This window comes from Paraburkholderia sp. J63 (genome assembly GCF_905220245.1).
Taxonomy (GTDB): domain Bacteria; phylum Pseudomonadota; class Gammaproteobacteria; order Burkholderiales; family Burkholderiaceae; genus Paraburkholderia.
In genome coordinates this window covers 23,588-43,219 of record NZ_CAJMZF010000018.1, presented here as the reverse complement: position 1 = coordinate 43,219, position 19,632 = coordinate 23,588, and the positions used below count along the sequence as shown (strand labels likewise).

14 protein-coding genes are annotated in these 19,632 nt (G+C 66.1%); 5 read left to right on the top strand and 9 right to left on the bottom strand.

Annotated features, from left to right (window positions below):
• Positions 1–2: 2 nt before the first annotated feature.
• The gene (locus U5775_RS20095) at positions 3–1,412 is read right to left on the bottom strand and encodes an undecaprenyl-phosphate glucose phosphotransferase (RefSeq protein ID WP_322059934.1); all 1,410 of its coding nucleotides are present in this window, start codon (positions 1,410–1,412) and stop codon (positions 3–5) included.
• Between the two features lie 722 nt (positions 1,413–2,134).
• Positions 2,135–2,518, bottom strand: coding sequence for a lactoylglutathione lyase (gloA, locus tag U5775_RS20090; protein WP_322059844.1), 384 nt, complete (start codon positions 2,516–2,518; stop codon positions 2,135–2,137).
• A 205-nt stretch (positions 2,519–2,723) separates the two neighbouring features.
• On the opposite strand from gloA, the gene panE reads away from it, so the two are divergent.
• Positions 2,724–3,677, top strand: a complete 954-nt coding sequence (gene panE / locus U5775_RS20085; protein ID WP_322059843.1) for a 2-dehydropantoate 2-reductase — start codon at positions 2,724–2,726, stop codon at positions 3,675–3,677.
• Positions 3,678–3,786: 109 nt separating this feature from the next.
• Here the strand turns inward: panE and rsmA are convergent, their stop codons facing one another.
• From rsmA to U5775_RS20065, 4 genes are all read right to left on the bottom strand, one after another.
• A complete protein-coding gene (gene rsmA, locus U5775_RS20080; RefSeq protein ID WP_322059842.1) occupies positions 3,787–4,614 on the bottom strand; it encodes a 16S rRNA (adenine(1518)-N(6)/adenine(1519)-N(6))-dimethyltransferase RsmA in 828 nt (275 codons plus the stop codon).
• Between the two features lie 15 nt (positions 4,615–4,629).
• Positions 4,630–5,652, bottom strand: a complete 1,023-nt coding sequence (gene pdxA, locus U5775_RS20075; protein WP_322059841.1) for a 4-hydroxythreonine-4-phosphate dehydrogenase PdxA — start codon at positions 5,650–5,652, stop codon at positions 4,630–4,632.
• Positions 5,653–5,675: 23 nt separating this feature from the next.
• On the bottom strand, positions 5,676–7,046 hold the full coding sequence (locus U5775_RS20070) for a peptidylprolyl isomerase (protein WP_322059840.1): 1,371 nt from the start codon (positions 7,044–7,046) through the stop codon (positions 5,676–5,678).
• A 95-nt stretch (positions 7,047–7,141) separates the two neighbouring features.
• Positions 7,142–9,517: an LPS-assembly protein LptD gene (locus U5775_RS20065; protein ID WP_322059839.1), complete on the bottom strand. Its 2,376-nt coding sequence runs from the start codon at positions 9,515–9,517 to the stop codon at positions 7,142–7,144.
• A 145-nt stretch (positions 9,518–9,662) separates the two neighbouring features.
• Between U5775_RS20065 and U5775_RS20060 the strand changes: the two genes are divergently transcribed.
• Both U5775_RS20060 and murU read left to right on the top strand, forming a co-directional pair.
• A complete protein-coding gene (locus U5775_RS20060; RefSeq protein WP_322059838.1) occupies positions 9,663–10,712 on the top strand; it encodes an aminoglycoside phosphotransferase family protein in 1,050 nt (349 codons plus the stop codon).
• A 90-nt stretch (positions 10,713–10,802) separates the two neighbouring features.
• Positions 10,803–11,504: an N-acetylmuramate alpha-1-phosphate uridylyltransferase MurU gene (gene murU / locus U5775_RS20055; protein ID WP_322059933.1), complete on the top strand. Its 702-nt coding sequence runs from the start codon at positions 10,803–10,805 to the stop codon at positions 11,502–11,504.
• A 25-nt stretch (positions 11,505–11,529) separates the two neighbouring features.
• On the opposite strand, the gene U5775_RS20050 is transcribed toward murU, so the two are convergent.
• Positions 11,530–13,431 carry an ABC transporter ATP-binding protein/permease gene (locus U5775_RS20050; protein WP_322059837.1) on the bottom strand — a complete coding sequence of 634 codons (1,902 nt, stop codon included), beginning with the start codon at positions 13,429–13,431 and terminating at the stop codon, positions 11,530–11,532.
• Between the two features lie 319 nt (positions 13,432–13,750).
• Between U5775_RS20050 and U5775_RS20045 the strand changes: the two genes are divergently transcribed.
• Positions 13,751–14,146 (top strand): acyl-CoA thioesterase, encoded by a 396-nt coding sequence (locus tag U5775_RS20045; protein WP_322059836.1) that lies wholly within the window; start codon positions 13,751–13,753, stop codon positions 14,144–14,146.
• Positions 14,147–14,170: 24 nt separating this feature from the next.
• Here the strand turns inward: U5775_RS20045 and U5775_RS20040 are convergent, their stop codons facing one another.
• Together U5775_RS20040 and U5775_RS20035 are read right to left on the bottom strand one after the other, a co-directional pair.
• Positions 14,171–17,713, bottom strand: a complete 3,543-nt coding sequence (locus tag U5775_RS20040) for an EAL domain-containing protein (RefSeq protein WP_322059835.1) — start codon at positions 17,711–17,713, stop codon at positions 14,171–14,173.
• Between the two features lie 218 nt (positions 17,714–17,931).
• Positions 17,932–18,426, bottom strand: a complete 495-nt coding sequence (locus U5775_RS20035; RefSeq protein ID WP_322059834.1) for a nitrate reductase associated protein — start codon at positions 18,424–18,426, stop codon at positions 17,932–17,934.
• Between the two features lie 336 nt (positions 18,427–18,762).
• Between U5775_RS20035 and fdhD the strand changes: the two genes are divergently transcribed.
• Positions 18,763–19,611, top strand: a complete 849-nt coding sequence (gene fdhD, locus U5775_RS20030; protein ID WP_322059932.1) for a formate dehydrogenase accessory sulfurtransferase FdhD — start codon at positions 18,763–18,765, stop codon at positions 19,609–19,611.
• Positions 19,612–19,632 lie beyond the last annotated feature (21 nt).

The following is a 19,632-nucleotide window of genomic DNA, read 5'->3' as shown; positions in this document are numbered from 1 at the left end:
AATCAATAAGCATTGCGATGAACCAGTCCCGTGAAGATCGTCGCGAGGACGATCCGCATGTCGAGCCCGAAGGACCAGTTGCTGAGGTAATAGAGATCGTGTTCGACGCGGTCACGCATCTTTTCGATGCGGTCGGTTTCGCCACGGAATCCATTCACTTGCGCCCAGCCCGTGATACCGGGCTTGATGCGATAGCGATGGATATAGTTGTCCACGATGTCCTGATAGAGCGTGTCATGCTCGAGGGCGTGCGGCCTCGGCCCCACAACCGACATTTCGCCGCGCAGCACGTTGATGAACTGCGGCAATTCATCAAGGCTCGTGCGGCGCAGAAATGCGCCTACGCGTGTGATGCGCGAGTCGCCGCGCGTCGCCTGCTTGACTACGCCATGAGCCTGCACATGCAGCCGCATGCTGCGGAACTTGTAGATATTGAAGACCTTGCCGTTGGCGCCCTTGCGCCGTTGAGTGAACAGCACCGGGCCCCGGGACGTAAGTTTCACCGCGAGCGCGATGGCGAGCAGCAGCGGCAAGCTCGCAACCAGCACGAAGCAGGCAAAGATGCGGTCGAACACTTCCTTCTGCGCAAGCGCTTCGGACGAAAGCGGCGAGCCGACGAGATTGATCGCCGACGTGCCGCCGAGATTCACCATTTCGCCTTCGAAGAGCGCAAGGCCGCTGACGTCGGGAATAAAGCGAATGTTGACGAGATCGTTGCGAAAGAGCTCGGTGAACGCGAGGATCGTTTTCTCCTCGGAAAGCGGCAGCGCGAGCCACAGCTCGTCGATGTGGTAGCGCCGCACGTAGGCCGCAAAGCCCGCGCGGTCGCGAAATGCCGGCACCGTGCCGGGCGGCTCGCCAAGATCCGGGCCGGTGTCGAAGAGCGTGGCGATGTGGTAGATCGAATCGGGCGTCGTTTCGACTTTGCGCAATAGCTGACGACAATGCGCACCGGTACCGACGATCGCAACCATTCTGTAGCTCGCCGTCTGATCGGCACGTCGCAAGCTCAGTGCGGAATCCAGCACCCTGCATGCAATGAGCCCAAGACCGGAGACGATCGCCCATGAGGAAAACCACGCGAATGCGGGATGGTATGGTCGATGCATCACTGACGCGATTAACGTGGCGGCAGCGAGCGCAAGGAGCCAGACGATCCCGGGCACGCAGACGCAGCGCCAGAGCAGGTGCGTGCGAGCCGTGCGGTACAGCCCGAAGGAAGGAAACACAAGCAAGGTGGCCAACAGCGTGAAAGCGACGAGAGCGCTGTCATATCCGGCCTGGCCAGGCACACCGTGGCCGGACATCGTGATCTGCGCTCCCGCGGCGATGACCAGCATGTCCAGCAGGCGCGCCAGAAGGCTGCCGTTGAAGGAAGGTGCACTGGCCTCGGTTTGAGTAGGCTGGTTCATGGCGTTTCCTTTGAATGTTCGTGTTCCCGCGCCGGAATGCACACGCGGTTGCTTGACGGACGCCGCCGTTCGACGGCCCGAAGCAGACGAATCATTCGATAAGGTTCCAGCCACACCGAGCACCCAAATACGTAAAGGACAGAGGACTGCCTGGTTGAAGGAAAACCTGCATTTCGTGCATCTCTCAGAAAATCCGGAGGCACTCGCATGCCAATAGCAATCTGATTGCGACAAGCCGCTGAAGGTAGGGCCCTCGCCCCCCGTCATACGCGAGACACTTGCTCCGAATCGCTTTGTAGTTGGTTAATATCCGAGGGACAGAGTCTCGTCCGTTGTGCTATTCCCGTATATAGGAAGACTCCGAAATGGATGCAGGATGTCACGCCAGGAAAGGCTCGAACGCGTCTCTAAATTCGCTCTGAGACGCAATCGATGGCCCCAAAAAGGCATTTCGCCGTCTCTAAATTAGGATGGCGAAATATTTGTATCGATTTGTATCCTATTCGGCGCACACAGAGGAATATGCGGATCTTTATTTTTGCTGACAAAGCTATCGAATGTATTCGAATAGCATCCGAATATTCTTCAGGAATAGCTTTAAATTTGTATAAATCGCGCTTTAATTTTATTTTTTATTACTGGGCGCTTTGTTGAATGATAATGCTTCCCACCAAGCAAAGTGGCGATATCAGAATAATCCGATATCGCCAATCGAAGAATTCCTACTTCTTCTGAATAAACTCGATCTTGTACCCATCCGGATCGGTGACAAACGCGATCACCGTCGTGCCGTGCTTCATCGGCCCCGCCTCGCGCACCACCGTGCCGCCCTGGGCCTTGATCTTCTCGCAGGCGGCGTAGGCGTCGTCCACTTCCACGGCAAGGTGGCCGAAGCCCGTACCCAGGTCGTAGGAAGGCGTATCCCAGTTATGCGTGAGCTCGATCACCGTGCCGTCGCGCTCGTCGGTGTAGCCGACGAACGCCAGCGTGAACCGGCCTTCGGGATAGTCGTCGCGGCGCAGCACTTTCATGCCGAGCAGCTCGGTATAGAACTTGATCGAGCGGTCCAGGTCGCCGACCCGGATCATCGTGTGCAGAAAGCGCATCGTGTACTCCGTTTTGCCATCGTAAAAACGCGACTGTACCAAAATCCCACTGGCCCTGCCGACGCCGGCAACCAGCGCCAGGCAAGCCACACCAAGCAGGCCGCACCGATTTGCTCTAGCATGACGCCATCCCGAAACGGCCGGAGCCCGATGCGAACGGTCGCCGGCCAGCGTGGCCGATAACGAAAGGAAACAAGGAGTCGATATGCGGATTCTGGTGGTGGGTGCAGGCGCGACAGGCGGTTATTTCGGCGGCCGGCTGGCCGCTGCGGGGCGCGACGTGACGTTCCTGGTGCGCGAGGCGCGCGCTGCGCAGTTGCGCCGGGACGGCCTCGTGATCCGCAGCCCGCACGCCGGCGATCTCACGCTGCGCGAGCCGAAGACCGTCACGCGCGAAGCGCTCGAATCACAAGGCGCACAGCCCTTCGATGTCGTACTGCTGAGTTGCAAGGCTTACGACCTCGAAAACGCCATCGATTCGTTCGCGGCGGCCGTCGGCCCCAACACCGCCATCCTGCCGCTGCTCAACGGCATGAACCATCTGGACGTGCTCCAGGCACGCTTCGGCACGCAGGCGGTGCTCGGTGGCGTCTGCCTGATCGCGTCCACGCTCAACGAGAAACGCGAGATCGTCCATCTGAACGACGCGCACGCCATCTCGTTCGGCGAGCTCGGCAACGGCGTCTCGCCGCGCGTGCAAACCATTGCCGATGCGTTCGGCAATGCCGGCTTCAACGTCAAAGCCAGCGCGCACATCCTGCAGGAAATGTGGGAGAAGTGGGTGTTCCTCGCGACGCTCGCGGGCAGCACGTGTCTGTTTCGCGCGCCCGTGGGCGTCATCGTTGCGACGCCCGACGGCGCGGCGACCGTCGAGCGTCTTTTCGCGGAGTGCCGCACGGTGGCCGCCGAGCACGGTCACGCGGTGCGCGACAGCTTCCTCGAGCGCTCGCGCGCGATGCTGTTCGCCACCGGCTCGACGCTCACCGCCTCGATGCTGCGCGACGTGCAGAACGGCTCGCGCATCGAAGCCGATCACGTCCTCGGCGATCTGATCCGGCGTGGCGGCGCGGCGCAGCGCGCGTCGAGCGAGCTTTCGGTGCTGCGGATCGTCTACAGCCAGCTCAAGGCCTACGAGGCGCAGCGCGCCGAAGCGGGCTAAAGGGCGCGAAGAAAAACGAACGGCGGCGCACCAGCGCCGCCGTTTCCGATTGCGCGCCTATCGCCTCATGCGCGCTCAATCCCTCTCATGAGCATTCTCTAGAGCCCGCCTACGCCGCCGCTGCCTTCCCCAGCGCCTGCGCAACGCGCACATACTCCTCCACCGGCACGTCTTCAGCGCGGCGCGCGAGATCGAAGCCGAGCGCCTCGAAATCCACTCGATCGCGATAATCGCCGAGCGTATTGCGCAGCATCTTGCGCCGCTGCGAGAACGCCGCCGTCACGAGCTCGCCGAGCATCGCCTCGTCCACCTGCGGCAGCTCGTGCGGTGCATACGGGATCATGCGCACGATCGCCGAGTCCACCTTGGGCGGCGGCTGGAACGATTCGGGCGGCACGTCGAGCATCTTGTCCATCACGTAGCGGTACTGAAGCATCACCGTGAGGCGGCTGTACGCCTTGCTGCCGGGCTCCGCCACCATGCGCTCGACCACTTCGTTCTGCAGCATGAAGTGCTGGTCGATCACGCGATCCGCGAAGGTCGCGAGGTGAAACAGCAGCGGGCTCGAAATGTTGTACGGCAGGTTGCCGACGATACGCAGCGTGGGCTTCTCGCCCGCCGCGGCGAGCGAGCCGAAGTCGAACGCGAGCGCGTCGCCCGCATGCAGCTCGAGCAGCGGCCCGAACTTTTTGGTGAGGCGCGCGATGAGGTCGCGGTCGAGCTCGACCGCGTGCAGCGGCGCTTCGGGCGTGGCGAGGCGCTCGATCAGCGGCTCGGTGAGCGCGCCGAGGCCCGGCCCGATCTCGACCATGCGTTCGCCGCGCTGCGGGCGAATGACGTCGACGATCGCGTCGATCACGCCCGTGTCGACGAGGAAGTTCTGGCCGAAGCGCTTGCGCGCGAAGTGGCCCTGGTGCTGTCTGCTGCTGTTGGACATGCTAGATCTGGTTAATCAGATAGCGCGCCGGTGGCGCGCCATCGAAACGGCGGTGTCGATGGCGGCGATCAGGCTGCCCGCGTCCGCGCGGCCCGTGCCGGCGAGGTCGAGCGCGGTGCCATGATCGACCGAGGTGCGCACGATCGGCAGACCCAACGTCACGTTGATGCCTTCGCCGAAGGTCGCGTATTTCAGGACCGGCAGGCCCTGGTCGTGGAACATCGCCAGCACGCAGTCGGCCTCGCTGAGATAGCGTGGCTGGAACAGCGTATCGGCGGGATACGGCCCGCGGGCGTCGATGCCCTCGGCCGTGGCTTGTGCAAGCGCCGGCGAGATCACGTCGATCTCCTCGCGTCCCAGGTAGCCGTTCTCGCCCGCGTGCGGGTTCAGGCCCGTCACGAGGATGCGCGGCGTGGCCACGCCAAAATGGTGGCGCAGGTCGTGATTAATGATGCGCAGCGTCTCGAGCAGGCCGTCGATGCTGAGCGCCGCCGACACGTCCTTGAGCGGCAGATGCGTGGTCGCAAGCGCGACGCGCAAGGGCCGCGCGCCGGTGCCCGCGAGCATCATGACCACGCGCGGCGTTTTCGTGCGCTCGGCCAGGTATTCGGTGTGACCGGTAAAGGGCACGCCGGCGTCGTTGATCGTGCTCTTTTGCAGCGGCGCGGTGACGATGGCGTCGAATTCCTGGGCCATCGCGCCGTCGATGGCGCGATCGAGCAGGGCGAGCACATAGGGGCCGTTGGCGACGTCGAGCTTGCCCGCTTTCGCCGGCGCGCCGAGCGCAACGTGCTCGATGCTCACGTGCTGGCCCGCCAGCACGGCGGCCCAGTCCACGCCGGCCGCCGCGGCGCGCTGCTCCATGAGCGCCTCATCGCCGAGCACGACGAATTCGGCGCCGGGCCAGTGCGCCGAGGCGCCCGCGAGCGCCGCGGCGGTGAGCTCGGGGCCCACGCCGGCTGGCTCGCCGGTGGTGATGGCTATGCGGACCGGCCGCGGCCCCCGCGGCGCAGAAGACGAAGTGGCGGGAGCATTCACGGCGCGGTTCCTCTGGGGGTGGGTCAGTGCTGCTGCGGCGGCGTCAGGCCGCTGATCTTGTAGTCGACGTAGGCGCTGTCACGCAGTTCGCGCAGCCAGTCGGCGTAAGCCTGCTCCGCCTTGCGCTGGCCGATGGCCTGGCGCGCGAGGTCCATCTGCTGCGCGATCGAGCCTTCGGCTTCGCGGCGGCCCAGCACCTGGATCAGGTGGTAGCCGTATTCGGTGCGCACCGGGTCGCTGATCTGGCCGTCCTGCAGCGTGTTCATCGCGCGCTCGAATTCGGGCACGGTTTCGCCGGGGCTGATCCAGCCGAGGTCACCGCCTTGCGAGGCCGAGCCGTCCTGCGAATAGGTGCGCGCGAACTTGGCGAAGTCGCCGCCCGCCTGCACTTCCTTCTTGATCTCCAAGAGCTTCTGGCGCGCCTGCGGCTCGGACATGCCGTCGCCCACGCGCAGCAGAATGTGGCGCACGTGCGTCTGCACGAGTTGCGGCGCCGAGGCGCTGGTGCCCTGCCCCTGGCGACGCTCGACGAGACGCACGATCTCAAAGCCGTCGTTGGTGCGGATCACCGCGGGATTCACTTCGCCCGGACGCAGCGTGGCAGCGGCCGTCACCCACTCGGGCGGCAGCTTCGAAGGCGGCAGGAAGCCCATGTCGCCGCCCTTGCTGGCGTCGGGGGCCTGCGAGTTCGACTTCGCGAGGCTCGAGAACTTGCTGCCCGATTGTGCCTGCTTCAGGAGATCGTCGGCCTTCTTCTGCGCGGCCTCGATGTCGGTCTCCGACGCGTTCAGCGGCGCCTTGATGAAGATGTGCTCGAAGTGCAGGTCGTTCTGCTGGCCCGCGTTCGGCCCGCGCTGGCTCGCGATGTAATTCGCGACTTCGGCGTCCGTGACGGTGATCTTGCTGTCGACTTCCTTCTCGCGCAGCTTCGAGAGCGTGAGCTCGGTGCGCGCGTCGTTCGTGAACGTGGCCCACGGCACGCCGGCGGCTTCGATGCGCGCGCGGTAGGTCGCGAGGTCCATGCCGTTGGCCTGGGCGAGGCGCTCGAGGGTGCGCTGCACGGCGGTGTCATCGACCGAGATGCCGTCTTCCTTCGCCTTTTGCAGCTGAATGCGCTCGAGCACCATCTGGTTGAGCACCTGCGCCTGCATCTGGTCCATGGGCGGCACCGGCGCATTCTGCTGGTTCAGGCGGCGCGTGATGAGCCCGACACGGTTGTCGAGCTCGCGCTGCGTGATCACGCCGTCGTTGACGACCGCCGCGATCGTGTCGGCAGTCTGGCCGCCGGCGGGCGCGAGCCCCTGCGCAAATGCCGGCGCGGCCGGCAACAGTCCTGCGACGGCGAAGATACTCGCAGCGAACGCTGCCAGGCGAAGCTTTTTCATGATTCCCACAGATACTCCAAAGTTGGCGGGCAGCTTCGCCCGTCTCTATGCACCGACCCCGCGCTGCACCGGCTCGCGAGCCTCTCGGGCCCCCGGTTCACGCGTTATTGATAATCCGTGAAGCGCGATGGCAGCGGCGGCTGCCCCGGCGGCTGCGTATAGCCCGGCACGCTGGCCTTGAACGCCGCAACCAGCCCGTTGTCCACGTTCGACAGCCCCTTGAGCGTCAGCTGCGCGAGAAAACGCGTGGCCGAATTGTTGCCGCCCGTGGTGTTGATCCCGTTCGCATAGCGCTGGATGCCGACGCCGAGCGCCCAGCAATCCGCGTCGTACTGCATGCCGACCAGGCCGTCCACGATCTTGTGGCCGTTCAGATCGTAGTTGAAGCGGCCCACAGCGTACACCCGATGCGAGAACGGCCATTGGGCCGAAATCAGAATCTGGTTGATGGGCTGGTTGTCGAGCGTGCTGCTGTTCTCGCGCGTATAGCGGTAGGCGACGTTGAGCACGCGGCTCGGCCCCGGACTGTAGCCAAAGCCAACGCTCGCCTTCGTCAGCTGGCCCTGGTCGGCATTATATTGGAACGCCGTTTCCGAAGCGAAACCGCCCCCGATCTTCAGCGACATGCCCGCAATCAGGTCCGAATGCGCCGAGCCCGAAGGCGTCGTGTCGCCCGGAATCAGCGTCACGCGCTGGTCGGTGAAGTAGTACTGCTGCGCGATCACGAAGCGCGCACGCTCGTCGCCCGTGGCCGCGTCGATGAAGCGCGTGGTCAGCGCCGCCGTGAGGCGGTTCGCGTCGGCTATGCGGTCGTTGCCGACGAAGGTGTTCGGCGTGAAGATCTCCGCCAGGCCAAAGTCGGCATCGGCGGTATCGAAAAGGGGCGCGAACTCCTGGTTGCGGTACGGCGTGTAGACGTAGTACAGGCGCGGTTCCAGGGTCTGGATGTAATCCGTGCCGAACAGATGCACCGAGCGATCGAACACGAGCCCCGTATCGAAGCTGAACGTGGGGACTGATTCGGTGAAGCTCTTGGGCGTGCCCGCGGGCACGTCGTTGCCGATGTTGCTCAGGTTGTAGTCCGCGAAGTGCCATTGCACCTTCGGCGTGACGAAGTAACCCGGCCCCATTAACGAGTACGACAGGTACGGATTGAAGACGACGCGGTCGCCTTCGGTGGCATCGGCCGTCGTGATGCGGAAGCGCGAGTAGTCGGCTTCCATGCCGTAGTCGAAGCCGTCCACGTTGTACTTCGCGTACTTCACGTTGAGCTCGGGCTCGCGGCCGTACGGCGCAGTCGACGGCGACAGCGTCTGCCAGTGCTGATAGCGGCCGAGCACGGACCACGGCCCGTTGTTGTACGTGACGCCCGCTTCCTGCTGGTACAGCGTCTGCGTGCCGTTCAGGAACTGGTTGGCCGGCGACGCCAGGTCTTCCGGATAGGTGTTGTCCGAGACCTTGTTGTAGTAGATGTAGCCGCCGAACCCGTTGCCGAAGTTCTGGTTGTGCTGGATGAACAGCGCGTAGCGGTTGGTCTTCGTGATCGCGTCGTTGGGCAGGAACGTGCCGGTGATCGAGCCCGAGTAGTTGGTCGAGAGATACCGGTAATTGCCCTGCAGGAACACGCCGCGCTTCGAGATGATCTCGGGCGTGAACGTGAAGTCGCGGTTCGGCGCGATGTTGAAGTAATACGGCATCGACAGCTCGACGCCGTTCGTCGAGCTCATCGAGAACGTCGGCGGCAGCAGGCCGCTGCGGCGTTCGCCCGAGAGCGGGAACGAGAACCACGGGCTCGCGAAAATCGGCACGTTCTGGAAGAACAGCACGCTGTTGTGCGCGACGCCTTCGTCGGCGCCCGTGTCGAAGTCGAACTCGGTGCCCTTGATGTACCAGGCCGGATTCGACGAGCACTGGCAAGCCGTGTAGGTGCCGTTGGTGAGCACCGAGCGCTCGTTGTCGAGCAGGTCCGCACGCTCGGCGCTGCCCGAGCCGCCCGTGATCGAGAAATGGTACTTCGGCGCGGGCATGAAGCCTTCGTTCGCCTCGACCTTCAGGTGCGCTTCCGGGCCGGCGAAGGTGGTGCCGCTCTGCTCGACGACGACATTGCCGTAAGCGTCGGCCATGTCGGTGTCTTCGTCGTAGTGCAGCGCGTCGCCCTTGACGACGTTCGGGCCCTGGCGCAGTTCGGCCGAGCCCTTGACGGCGGTGTCGACGCCCGACGTGCCGGTGGCCGAATTGCCGAGCACGAACGTGGCGGGCCGCTGGCCGGGCGCGTTCGGACGGTCCTCGAGCTGGGGGGAAAGGCGCAGGCTCCACGCGTCGTCCAGCCGCTGGGGCTGTGCGGCGTCGCCCGCGAGCTGCGCGTGCGCGAGCCCAGGCACGAGACCCGGCATGGCCACGAGCGCCGCGATGAGCCGCCGTTTGCCCGGCACGCCGTCGTCACTTTTGGAGATCGTCTGGAAAAACTGTCTGGGCGGCATGTATGGTTTTGGCGTATCGGCCCGATGGACTGGCGATAAGTGCGGCGAGCGAACCGTCATGCGGGCTTTGGCGCGAGTCGCGTCAAAAAAGTCGTGGGGTATTATATGGCAAGACGTTGATCCACTGATTTTGCCTCCGGTTTTCATGACCCTCACCGCCCTGTCTTCCCTGGCCGATGCCCGCCGCGACCTGCTCGCCGCCTGGCTCACTGGCCACGCAGAAAAATACGCGCTCGACCTCGCCACGCTCGCCCCGGCCTCCGCCGACGCGAGCTTTCGCCGCTACTTCCGGCTCGCGAGCGCCGGCGCCCACGGCGCCACGCTGATCGCCGTCGACGCGCCGCCGCCCGAAAAATGCCGCGAGTTCGTGCAAGTCGCGCAATTGCTCGAAGCGGCCGGCGTGCACGTGCCGCGCGTGCTCGAAGTCGATCTCGACGCCGGCCTCATGCTCGTGACCGATCTCGGCACGGCGCCCTACCTCAAGGCGCTCACCGAAGCGGGTCCCGGCCGCGAGGCGCGCAGTCTCATGCGCGACGCCATCGACGCGCTGGTGCGCTTTCAGCTCGCCTCGCGCCCGGACCTGCTGCCGGCCTTCGACGAGGCCTTCCTGCGCCGCGAGATGGAGCTCATGCCCGAGTGGTATCTGGAGCGCCATCTGGGCCGCAAGGTCGACGAAGCCACGCGCGCCATGCTCGATCGCACGTTCGCGCTCCTGATCGCGAGCGCGCGCGCCCAGCCGCAGGTTTTCATGCTGCGCGATTTCATGCCGCGCAATCTCATGATCGCGACGCCCAACCCCGGCGTACTCGACTTCCAGGACGCGGTCTATGGGCCCATCACCTACGACATCGCCTCGCTGCTGCGCGACGCCTTCCTGAGCTGGGACGAAGAATTCGAGCTCGACTGCTTCGCGTACTACTGGGAGCGCGCGAAGAAGGCCGGGCTGCCCGTCGATGCCGACTTCGGCGAGTTCTACCGCCAGCTCGAATGGATGGGCCTGCAGCGTCACATCAAGGTGCTGGGCCTGTTCTGCCGCATCAACTACCGGGACGCCAAACCGCACTACATGGCCGACCTGCCGCGCTTTCTCGACTATGCGGGCAAGGTCGCGCACCGCTATCGTCCGCTCGTGCCGTTCGCGCGGCTCATCGACGAGCTCCAGGGCACGAACGCCGAAGTCGGCTATACGTTCTGAGCGCGCCGCCGCTCTCCCCTCATCATCCATGACAAGGTCGACGAATTCATGACGCGTGCCACTGCAATGGACACCGCGGAGCGCCCGGCGATGATCTTCGCCGCCGGGCGCGGCGAGCGCATGCGCCCGCTCACCGACACCTGCCCGAAGCCGCTGCTCGAAGCGGGCGGCAAGCCGCTCATCGTCTGGCAGATCGAGCGCCTCGCGGCGGCGGGCTATACGCGCATCGTCATCAATCACGCGTGGCTCGGCGCGCGGCTCGAAGCCGCGCTCGGCGACGGCGCGCGCTTCGGCGTGCAACTGCACTACTCCGCCGAGACCGACGCGCTCGAAACCGCGGGCGGCATCGCGCAGGCGCTGCCCTTACTGGAGCGCGCGGGCGAGCCGGCCGTGTTTCTCGCCGTGAGCGGCGACGTCTATAGCGAATACGACTTCGGCGCGTTGCACGCGCGCGCCGCGGCGCTCGCGGCGCAGCCCGAGCCCGGCATGCATCTCGTGATGGTGCCCAATCCGCCGTTTCACCCCAAGGGCGACTTCGCGCTCGGCGCCGACGGCCTGCTCGCGCTCGACGGCGCGCCGCGCTACACCTTCGGCAATATCGGCCTCTACGACACGCGCATGTTCCGCGGCCTGCCGCGCGGCGAGAAGCGCGCGCTCACGCCGTATTACCGCGAGACCATCGCGGCAAAGCGCGCGAGCGGCGAAGTCTTCGAAGGACATTGGGAGAACGTGGGCACGCCCGCGCAACTCGCGGCGCTCGACAGCGCATTGCGCGCGACGCTGCGCGGCTGATACCTTCAGTGACTTTCGGTGACCTTCAGTGGCCGCGCCCGGCGGCCACCGGGGCCGGCTCGGCCGCCGCGTCCCGATCCGCTTCGCTCGCGCGCTGCTGCTGGAGCGCCCACATCTGCGCATAGTGCCCATCGGCGCGCAACAGCTCGGCGTGCGTGCCGCGCTCCACGATGCGTCCGTGGTCCATCACGATGATCTGCTGCGCGTGCACGACCGTCGAAAGCCGGTGCGCGATCACGAGCGTCGTGCGCTCGCGCGCGATCTGGTCGAGCTCGTGCTGGATCGCGCGCTCCGAGCGCGAATCGAGCGCCGAGGTCGCCTCGTCGAACAGCAGGATCGGCGGATTCTTGAGCAGCGTGCGCGCGATCGCCACGCGCTGCTTCTCGCCGCCCGAGAGCTTGAGCCCGCGCTCGCCCACCGGCGTGTCATAGCCCTTCGGCAGGCTCTCGATGAACGCGTGGATGTGCGCCGCGCGCGCCGCCGCGATCACCTCATCGCGGCTCGCCGAAGGCCGGCCGTAGGCGATGTTGTAATAGATCGAATCGTTGAAGAGCACCGTGTCCTGCGGCACGATGCCGATCGACGCGCGCAGCGAATCCTGCGTGACGTCGCGAATGTCCTGACCGTCGATCATGATCGCGCCGCCCGTCTCGCGGTCGAGATCGTAGAAGCGGAACAGCAAGCGCGAGAGCGTGGATTTGCCCGAGCCGCTGTGGCCCACGACCGCCGTCGTCGTGCCCGCGGGAATCGTGAAGCTCACGTCGTGCAGGATCTGGCGCGCCGGCTCGTAGGCGAAATTCACGTGCGAGAAGCGCACCTCTGCGCCGCGCACCGCGAGCGGCGGTGCGCCCGGCACGTCGGGCACCTCGCGCGCGACCGTGAGCAGGTTGAACATGCGGTCCATGTCGGTGAGGCTCTGCTTGAGCTCGCGATACACCACGCCCAGAAAATTCAGCGGAATGTAGAGCTGCAGCATGAAGGTGTTGATGAGCACGAGGTCGCCCAGCGTGAGCTTGCCGGCCATCACGCCTTGCGTCGCGCGCCACAGGATGAACACGAGCCCCGTGCCGATGATCGCCTGCTGCCCGAAGTTCAGCGCGGAAAGTGACTGCTGCGACGTGATCGCCGCAGCGCGATAGCGGCGCAGATTCTCGTCGTAGCGCTGCGTCTCCCACGCTTCGTTGCCGAAGTACTTCACCGTCTCGTAGTTGATGAGCGAATCGATCGCGCGTGAATTCGCGCGCGAATCGAGCTCGTTCATCGTGCGCCGGAAATGCGTGCGCCACTCGGTCACCTTCACGGTGAAGACGATGTACGCGGCCAGCGCCACGAGCGTGACGATTGCGTAGTACGCCTCATATTTCACCGCGAAAAAGCCCAGCACGAGGCCCACTTCGACGAGCGTCGGCAAGATGCTGTAGAGCGAGTACGAGATGAGCTGCGTGATGCCGCGCGTGCCGCGTTCGATGTCGCGCGACATGCCGCCCGTCTGGCGCTCCAGATGAAAGCGCAGCGACAGCGAGTGCAGATGGCGGAACACCTTGAGCGCGAGCTGGCGCACGGCGCTTTCCGTCACCTTCGAGAACAGCATCTCGCGCAGCTCGGTGAACAGCGACGTCGAGAGGCGCACCACCGCGTAGGCCACCACGAGCAGGCCCACGCCGCTCACCAGCACGATGCCGGGCGCGTGCTCGGCGCGCCCGAGCGCGGTGAGGTGCTTCACGGCCGCGAGATTGTCGACGATGTGCTTCATCACGATCGGCACACCGAGGTTGGCGACCTTCGCGCCGATCAGGCAACTGAGCGCGAACGCCACGCGCCATTTGTAGGCGGTGAGATAAGGCAGCAGCGAGACGACGGTCTGCCAGTCGTTGCGCGGCCCGGTGGCGGGCGGCGCGGGTTCGTTGGAAGCGGGAAAGCGGCGCATGGGCGAGCGGCTGGGGACGTGCCGCAGGGGCGCCTCGACACTCGAGGGCGCGCGCGAGAAGCACGGCGTATTGTTGGGGAGCTGGACGACGGGTTCCGGGGCGCGCTGGTGCGAGGCTTGGCGCCGTTCTGGCCGCACCGCTGCGCCTGCCGCTTTCCCGTACAATTCCTGAGACCGTATTGTCGCAGAAGGCCGCGCGCGCCGCTGACGGCCCCAAGGCCCGCGCCACGAGGCGGCGCAACCCGCGCACCGCAACCACGAGGCCTCACTTGCGCCGCGGTTCGCGCCCCGCCGTTCCCGCCCTTTTCATGGACCCCCGATGACCGATTCCTCTCCGCTCCCCCAGAAAGCGCCCGCGCTGCGCGTCGTGCCGCAGCCCTCCGACGCCAACGTCCACGGCGACGTGTTCGGCGGCTGGATCATGTCGCAGGTCGACATCGCCGGCTCGATTCCGGCGAGCCGGCGCGCCAACGGGCGCGTCGCGACCGTCGCGGTGAACTCGTTCGTGTTCAAGCAGCCCGTGTTCGTCGGCGACCTGCTGAGCTTTTACGCCGATATCGTCAAGACCGGCTCGACCTCGGTGACCGTCGAGGTCGAGGTCTATGCGCAGCGCATGCGCCTCGCCGACGAAGTCGTGAAGGTGACCGAAGCGACGCTCACCTACGTGGCCACAGGCGCCGACCGCCGTCCGCGACCGCTGCCGGCGGTCGAATAAGATCGGGCTCGCGCGGGTCGCGCATCACGCCGGCCACGCGAGCCCCGCGCCCTCCTCATAGGCTGCGCTCGCGCTCAGGAGCGCCGCGGCTTCCGGCCCCGGCATCGGCGGCGCGAAGAAATACCCTTGCAGCTCGTCGCACGCGCGCTCGCGCAAGAACGCGAACTGCTGCGACGTTTCCACCCCTTCGGCGATCACCTGCAGCCGCAACTCGTGCGCGAGCGCGATGATGGCCGCCGTGATGGTCTCGTCGTCGCTGCTGTTGCCGATGTCGGCCACGAACGAGCGGTCGATCTTGAGCCGGTCCACCGGCAATCGCGTGAGGTAGCTCAGGCTCGAATAGCCGGTGCCGAAGTCGTCGATGGCGATGCCCACGCCCGCCTCGTGCAGCGCGTCGAGCATCGAGACCGCCTCTTCCGTGTTGCGCATCAGCGTGCTTTCGGTGAGCTCGACTTCGAACCAGCACGGATCGAGCCCCGTCTCCTGAAGCACGCCCTTCACCAGTTCCGCCATGTCGCGCTGGTGGAACGTCTTCGCCGAAAAATTCACCGAGACGCGCACGGGCGGCAGCCCCGCGTCCTGCCACGCGCGGTTCTGCCGGCACGCCTCGCGCAGCACCCAGTCGGAAAGCGGGCCGATCAGGCCGCTCTCCTCCGCGATCGGGATGAACTGCGAGGGCGGCACGAGCCCCGCCTCGGGATCGCGCCAGCGCACCAGCGCCTCCATGCCGACGATGCGGCCGCCCTCGATCTCCACCTGCGGCTGGTAGTGCAGCAGGAACTCGCCGTCGCGCAGCGCGCGGCGCAGACGCCGTTCGAGATCCATGCGCGCGCCCGCGCTCGCGTTCATCTCGGGCTGATAGAACTGGAACGTGTTGCGGCCCAGCTCCTTCGCGCGGTACATCGCCACGTCGGCCTTCTTGAGCAGCGCCTCGGCGTCGTTGCCGTCCTGCGGATAGACGCTCGCGCCCATGCTGCAGCCCACGTAGAGCTCGGTGCCGTCGATCCAGACCGGCTCCGAGATCATCGAGCGCGCGCGCTCCATCCAGCCGATCAGCGATTTTTCGTCGATGGTGTCGGTCAGCACGATCACGAACTCGTCGCCGCCGTGGCGCGCGACGGTATCGCTCGTGCGCGTGCAGCGCGTGAGCCGCTCGGCCACCACGCCCAGCAGCCGGTCGCCCACGCTATGGCCGAGGCTGTCGTTGACGTTCTTGAAGCCGTCGAGGTCGATGAATACCACGGCCACGCCGCGCTCGTGACGCTGCGCCGAGACGAGCGCCTGCTGGAGGCGATCGCGCAGCAGATTGCGATTGGGCAGTTGCGTGAGGCTGTCGTAGTTCGCCTGGTATTCGAGCTGCTCCTGATAGCGGATCAGCTCGGTCACGTCGTTGATGATGCCGATATGGTGCGTGATGCGGCCGCCGAGATCCGGCACCGGCGCGATCAGCAACTGATTCCAGAAGAGCGCGCCGTCCTCGCGGTAGTTGCGCAGCACGGCGCTCACTTCGCGGTTCGAGAGCAGCGCCCGGCGAATGGCGATGAGCCCTTCCTGGTCGCGGTCGTCGCGCTGCAGGAAGCGGCAGTCCTGGCCGATCACCTCGGCGGGATCGTAGCCGGTGATGCGGCGAAACGCCGGATTCGCGTACTCGATCAGGTTGCTGCCGCCCGGCCCCGGCCCGGTGATCAGGATCGCATTGACGCAGGCGTCGAGCGCCCGGCTCTGCAGACGCAGCGCGAGGTCGGCGCGCTTGCTTTCGGTCGTGTCCGAGTAGCTGCCGAGCACGCCCATCACCTGGCCGTCGCCGTCGAGCAGCGGCAGCTTGCTCGTGAGCGTGGTGCGGTGCAGGCCGTCGATCGTCAGTTCCTCTTCGTAATTGATGCGCGGCAGCCCCGACTCGATCACTTCGCGGTCCTGTGCATGCAGAACGCCTGCGTAGGCGCGCCACGGCAGTTCGTCGTCGGTCTTGCCGACGATCTGCTCGGGGTAAGCGAGGCCCGCGTCGCGCGCGAAGGTCATGTTGCAGCCCAGATAGCGCGATTGCGCGTCCTTCCAGAAGATCCGCTGCGGGATGTTGTCGATCACGGTCTCGAGCATCTGGTTGGAGCGCTGCGCCTCGACCTCGGCCTTGATCTGCTCGGTCACGTCGTCGGCGAGCACGAACACCGCCGCGCGGCCCTGGAAGACGAGCGAATGATGCGAGATATCGGCGCTGATGAGCGAGCCGTCGCGGCGCGCATGACGCCAGATGCCGGCCATCGTGCGCACGTTCTCGGTGAGCGTGTCCGAGCGCGTGAGATGCTGCTCGAGCCGCGAGACGTCGTCGGCGGGACGGATGTCGCGGATCGTCATCGCGAGAAACTCTTCCTCGCTATAGCCGTATTGCTGGATCGCGGCCGCGTTGACCGCGAGAAAGCGCAGCGTCTCGCGGTCGAAGACGTACATGGGCACCGGGTGGGCGTCGAACAGCCCCTGGAAGCGCTCGTTGCGCGCGCGCATGCCGGCGAGCGCGCGCAGCTTTTCGCGCGCGGCGTTCTCGCGCGCGCCAAAGGTGTAGATCAGGAGCGCCGCGCCCGAGAGCATCGTCAGGATCAGCAGAATCGACGCGCGGCGGCCCGCGCTCGACGACTCGGCGAACGCGCCCGCAAGCGCGCGATCCTGCTCGGCCTGCAAGGCCGAGAGCCTGGCGTCGACGCGGTCGGCGCGTGTGTCGAGTCGGATGTATTCGCTTGCGGTCCAGGACGCTATGCTGGCTAGTGTGGTGTCGGGTGCGGGTGGTGGCGTGGAGATGGCTTGCGGGGCGACTTGCGGGGTCGTTGCCGCGATGGCTGGGGTCGCGACGGGTGCGGCGCTCGCGTAGGGCTCGGCGAGATTCAAAGCCGATGCGCCCGGCTTGCTCACATACGGCTCTGCAAGACCCGATGCCGATACGCCAGCCTTGCCCGCATAAGGTGCAACAAGCCCCGAAGCCGATCCGCGCGCCTTACCCGACGAATACGTCGACGAAAAACCGCCCCCACGCGCTTGCGCCGCCACATCGTGCCCGACCGCCCCGGATGATCCCTCATCCCGCACCGCGCCGCTCACCGCCAAGCCACCACCCTGCCCCGCCGCCGCGTCCCGCACCGCCGCGGCTTGCTCCGCGCTGGCCTGCACGCGCGCATCGGCAAGTCGCTCCAGGGCCCGCGCGAGCGTTTCGTCGATCTCGCGCGCGAGCCGCGAGGCTTGTGCCGCCACGTTGTCAAAGCGCTGCGCCTGTGCCGGATCGCCCGACAGTTCGGCGCGCAGCGTCTGTGCCGTATCGTCGAGTTCCGCTGCGCGCGCCTCGCGCGCGCCGGGCGGTTCGGCCTGACCGTCGGCCTCGAAACGGCCGAGCGCCGCGAGCCCGCTGCCCAGCGTGGTCCTGAAACGATCCAGATCGTGCCGCACGCGCGCGGCCTGCGCGGCGCGCTGGTCGATCTCGCGCTGCGCGCCGATCTGCGCCCAGGCCACGAAAGCGTTTGCGCCGACGGCAGCCGCAACGACCAGCAGGTTGATGAGATGCCGCTTCGAGTAGTGAAGATTCATGAATGCCGTACGTCGTTCGTCCCCGTACGACGGGCACGGAAAGACTGCTAACGACCTGCGCGCGACAGGCTGGCGCGCGATGCGCCATTCCGGATAACGGCAAAAAACGGCAAGGGCTTTAGGAAAATGCGCGCGCCCGGCGCGGCACCGCTCATGTCACGGCGCGGGGCGCGGCTCGTGCACGACGCTTGGGGCGATTCGGGGCGATTCAGGACAACTCAAGGCGCCGCCTGGCGCGGCGCCGCGAGCCCGAACTCCTGCATCGCGGGCACGAAGTCGTGATTCGCCTCGGACTTGCGCGCGAGCTTGGTCAGCACATAGCGCTGGAACGGCGCGAGCCGCGCCCAGTCGTCGATGCCCGGCGCGCGCAGGTTCGCAAGCGCGGCCTGATTCGCGATGCCGCCCGGCACGGCGTTCGGGTCCCGCCACGCGGGCGCCTCCTCGGGTGCGAACCATTCGGGCTCGACATTGGCATGCGTGCGCATCATCTCGAAGAGCGCGTGATCGAAATTGGGCTCGATCTCGGTGTCCTCGTCGACGGGAAAGCGCGCGAGCAGGCGGCGATCTTCGTAGGGCAGCAGTTGCCACTGCGCGAGCGAGATGCGCAGCCCGAAGCGGTCCAGATTGAAGCGCACGCACATGGGGATGAAGGTGAGGTCTTCCGACGATTCGACCTCGTAATGGAACAGCAGCGGAGCGTCGTTCAATGCCATGGCGTTATCCTCGCGAAGCGGGCCGGTCCTGGTGACGATTAGGTGACAAGCTGGACGACAGCGAAAGGGGCCCGCTTGAGGTATTTTAGAACCTTCCGCGTCAAGAGCACCCCCGCGCGGCCCGGCGCAACGCCCGGACAACCCGGCATTGCGCATCGCACAAGGCCGTACAACGCAGCACAAAGCAGCACAACGCAGCCTCAGGACGCACATGGATTTGATGGAGCACCCCGCTTGAATTCCCTTCCGAACCCTCATTTGCCTGCCTCCGCAGACGCAGCAGACGCAGCAGACGCCGCAGACGCCGCAGCAAACGCGCCTACCGCGCCGAATCCGCTGGCAAGCGAAGGCCAGCCCGGCGCCGTCGAACTGCGCGTGCATCGCCACCGCGCCGACACGGTGCAGACGCTCACCGATCACGTCGGCCAGGAATGGCCCGTCGCGCTCGTCTTCAACGGCATCTCGCACGCGGTCATGATGTGCACGCCGCGCGACCTCGAAGCGTTCGCGGTGGGCTTTGCCATTTCGGAAGGCATCGTCGGGCGCAACGCCGATATCCAGGACATCGAAGTCTTCTGGTACGAGAAGCCGGATTCGGCCGATTTGCCGCACGCAGAAGTTCATCTCACGGTCGTGCAGCAGGCGTTCGTCGAGTTGAAGGAGAAGCGCCGCGCGCTGGCCGGACGCAGCGGCTGCGGCGTGTGCGGCATCGAGAGCATCGACTTGCTCGATCTCGAGCCGGAAACGGTGCCCGACACGGGCTTCCTGGCGCGCCTCGCGCCGGACGCCATCGCGCGCGCCGCACGCGAGCTGCCGCAGCATCAGGCCCTCACGAAGCTCACGGGCGGTCTGCACGCCGCCGCCTGGTGCGACGCGAGCGGCGCGATCCTGCGCGCGTTCGAAGACGTGGGCCGTCACAACGCGCTCGACAAGCTCATCGGGCAGTTGGTGATCGAGCGCGCCGATACGCAGCAGGGCTTCGTGTTCCTCTCGAGCCGCGCGAGCTACGAGCTCGTGCGCAAGGCCGCGCGCGTGGGCATCCCGATGGTGGCGACCATCTCGGCGCCCTCGACACTCGCCATCGCCATCGCGAAGCGCGCCGGGCTGCGGCTCGTGAGCTTCTGCCGCGAGTCCGGCTATGTCGATTACGACACGGCGCCGGACACCGCGCCGGACGCCGGCTAGGCCAGCGATAAATCAGCGGCG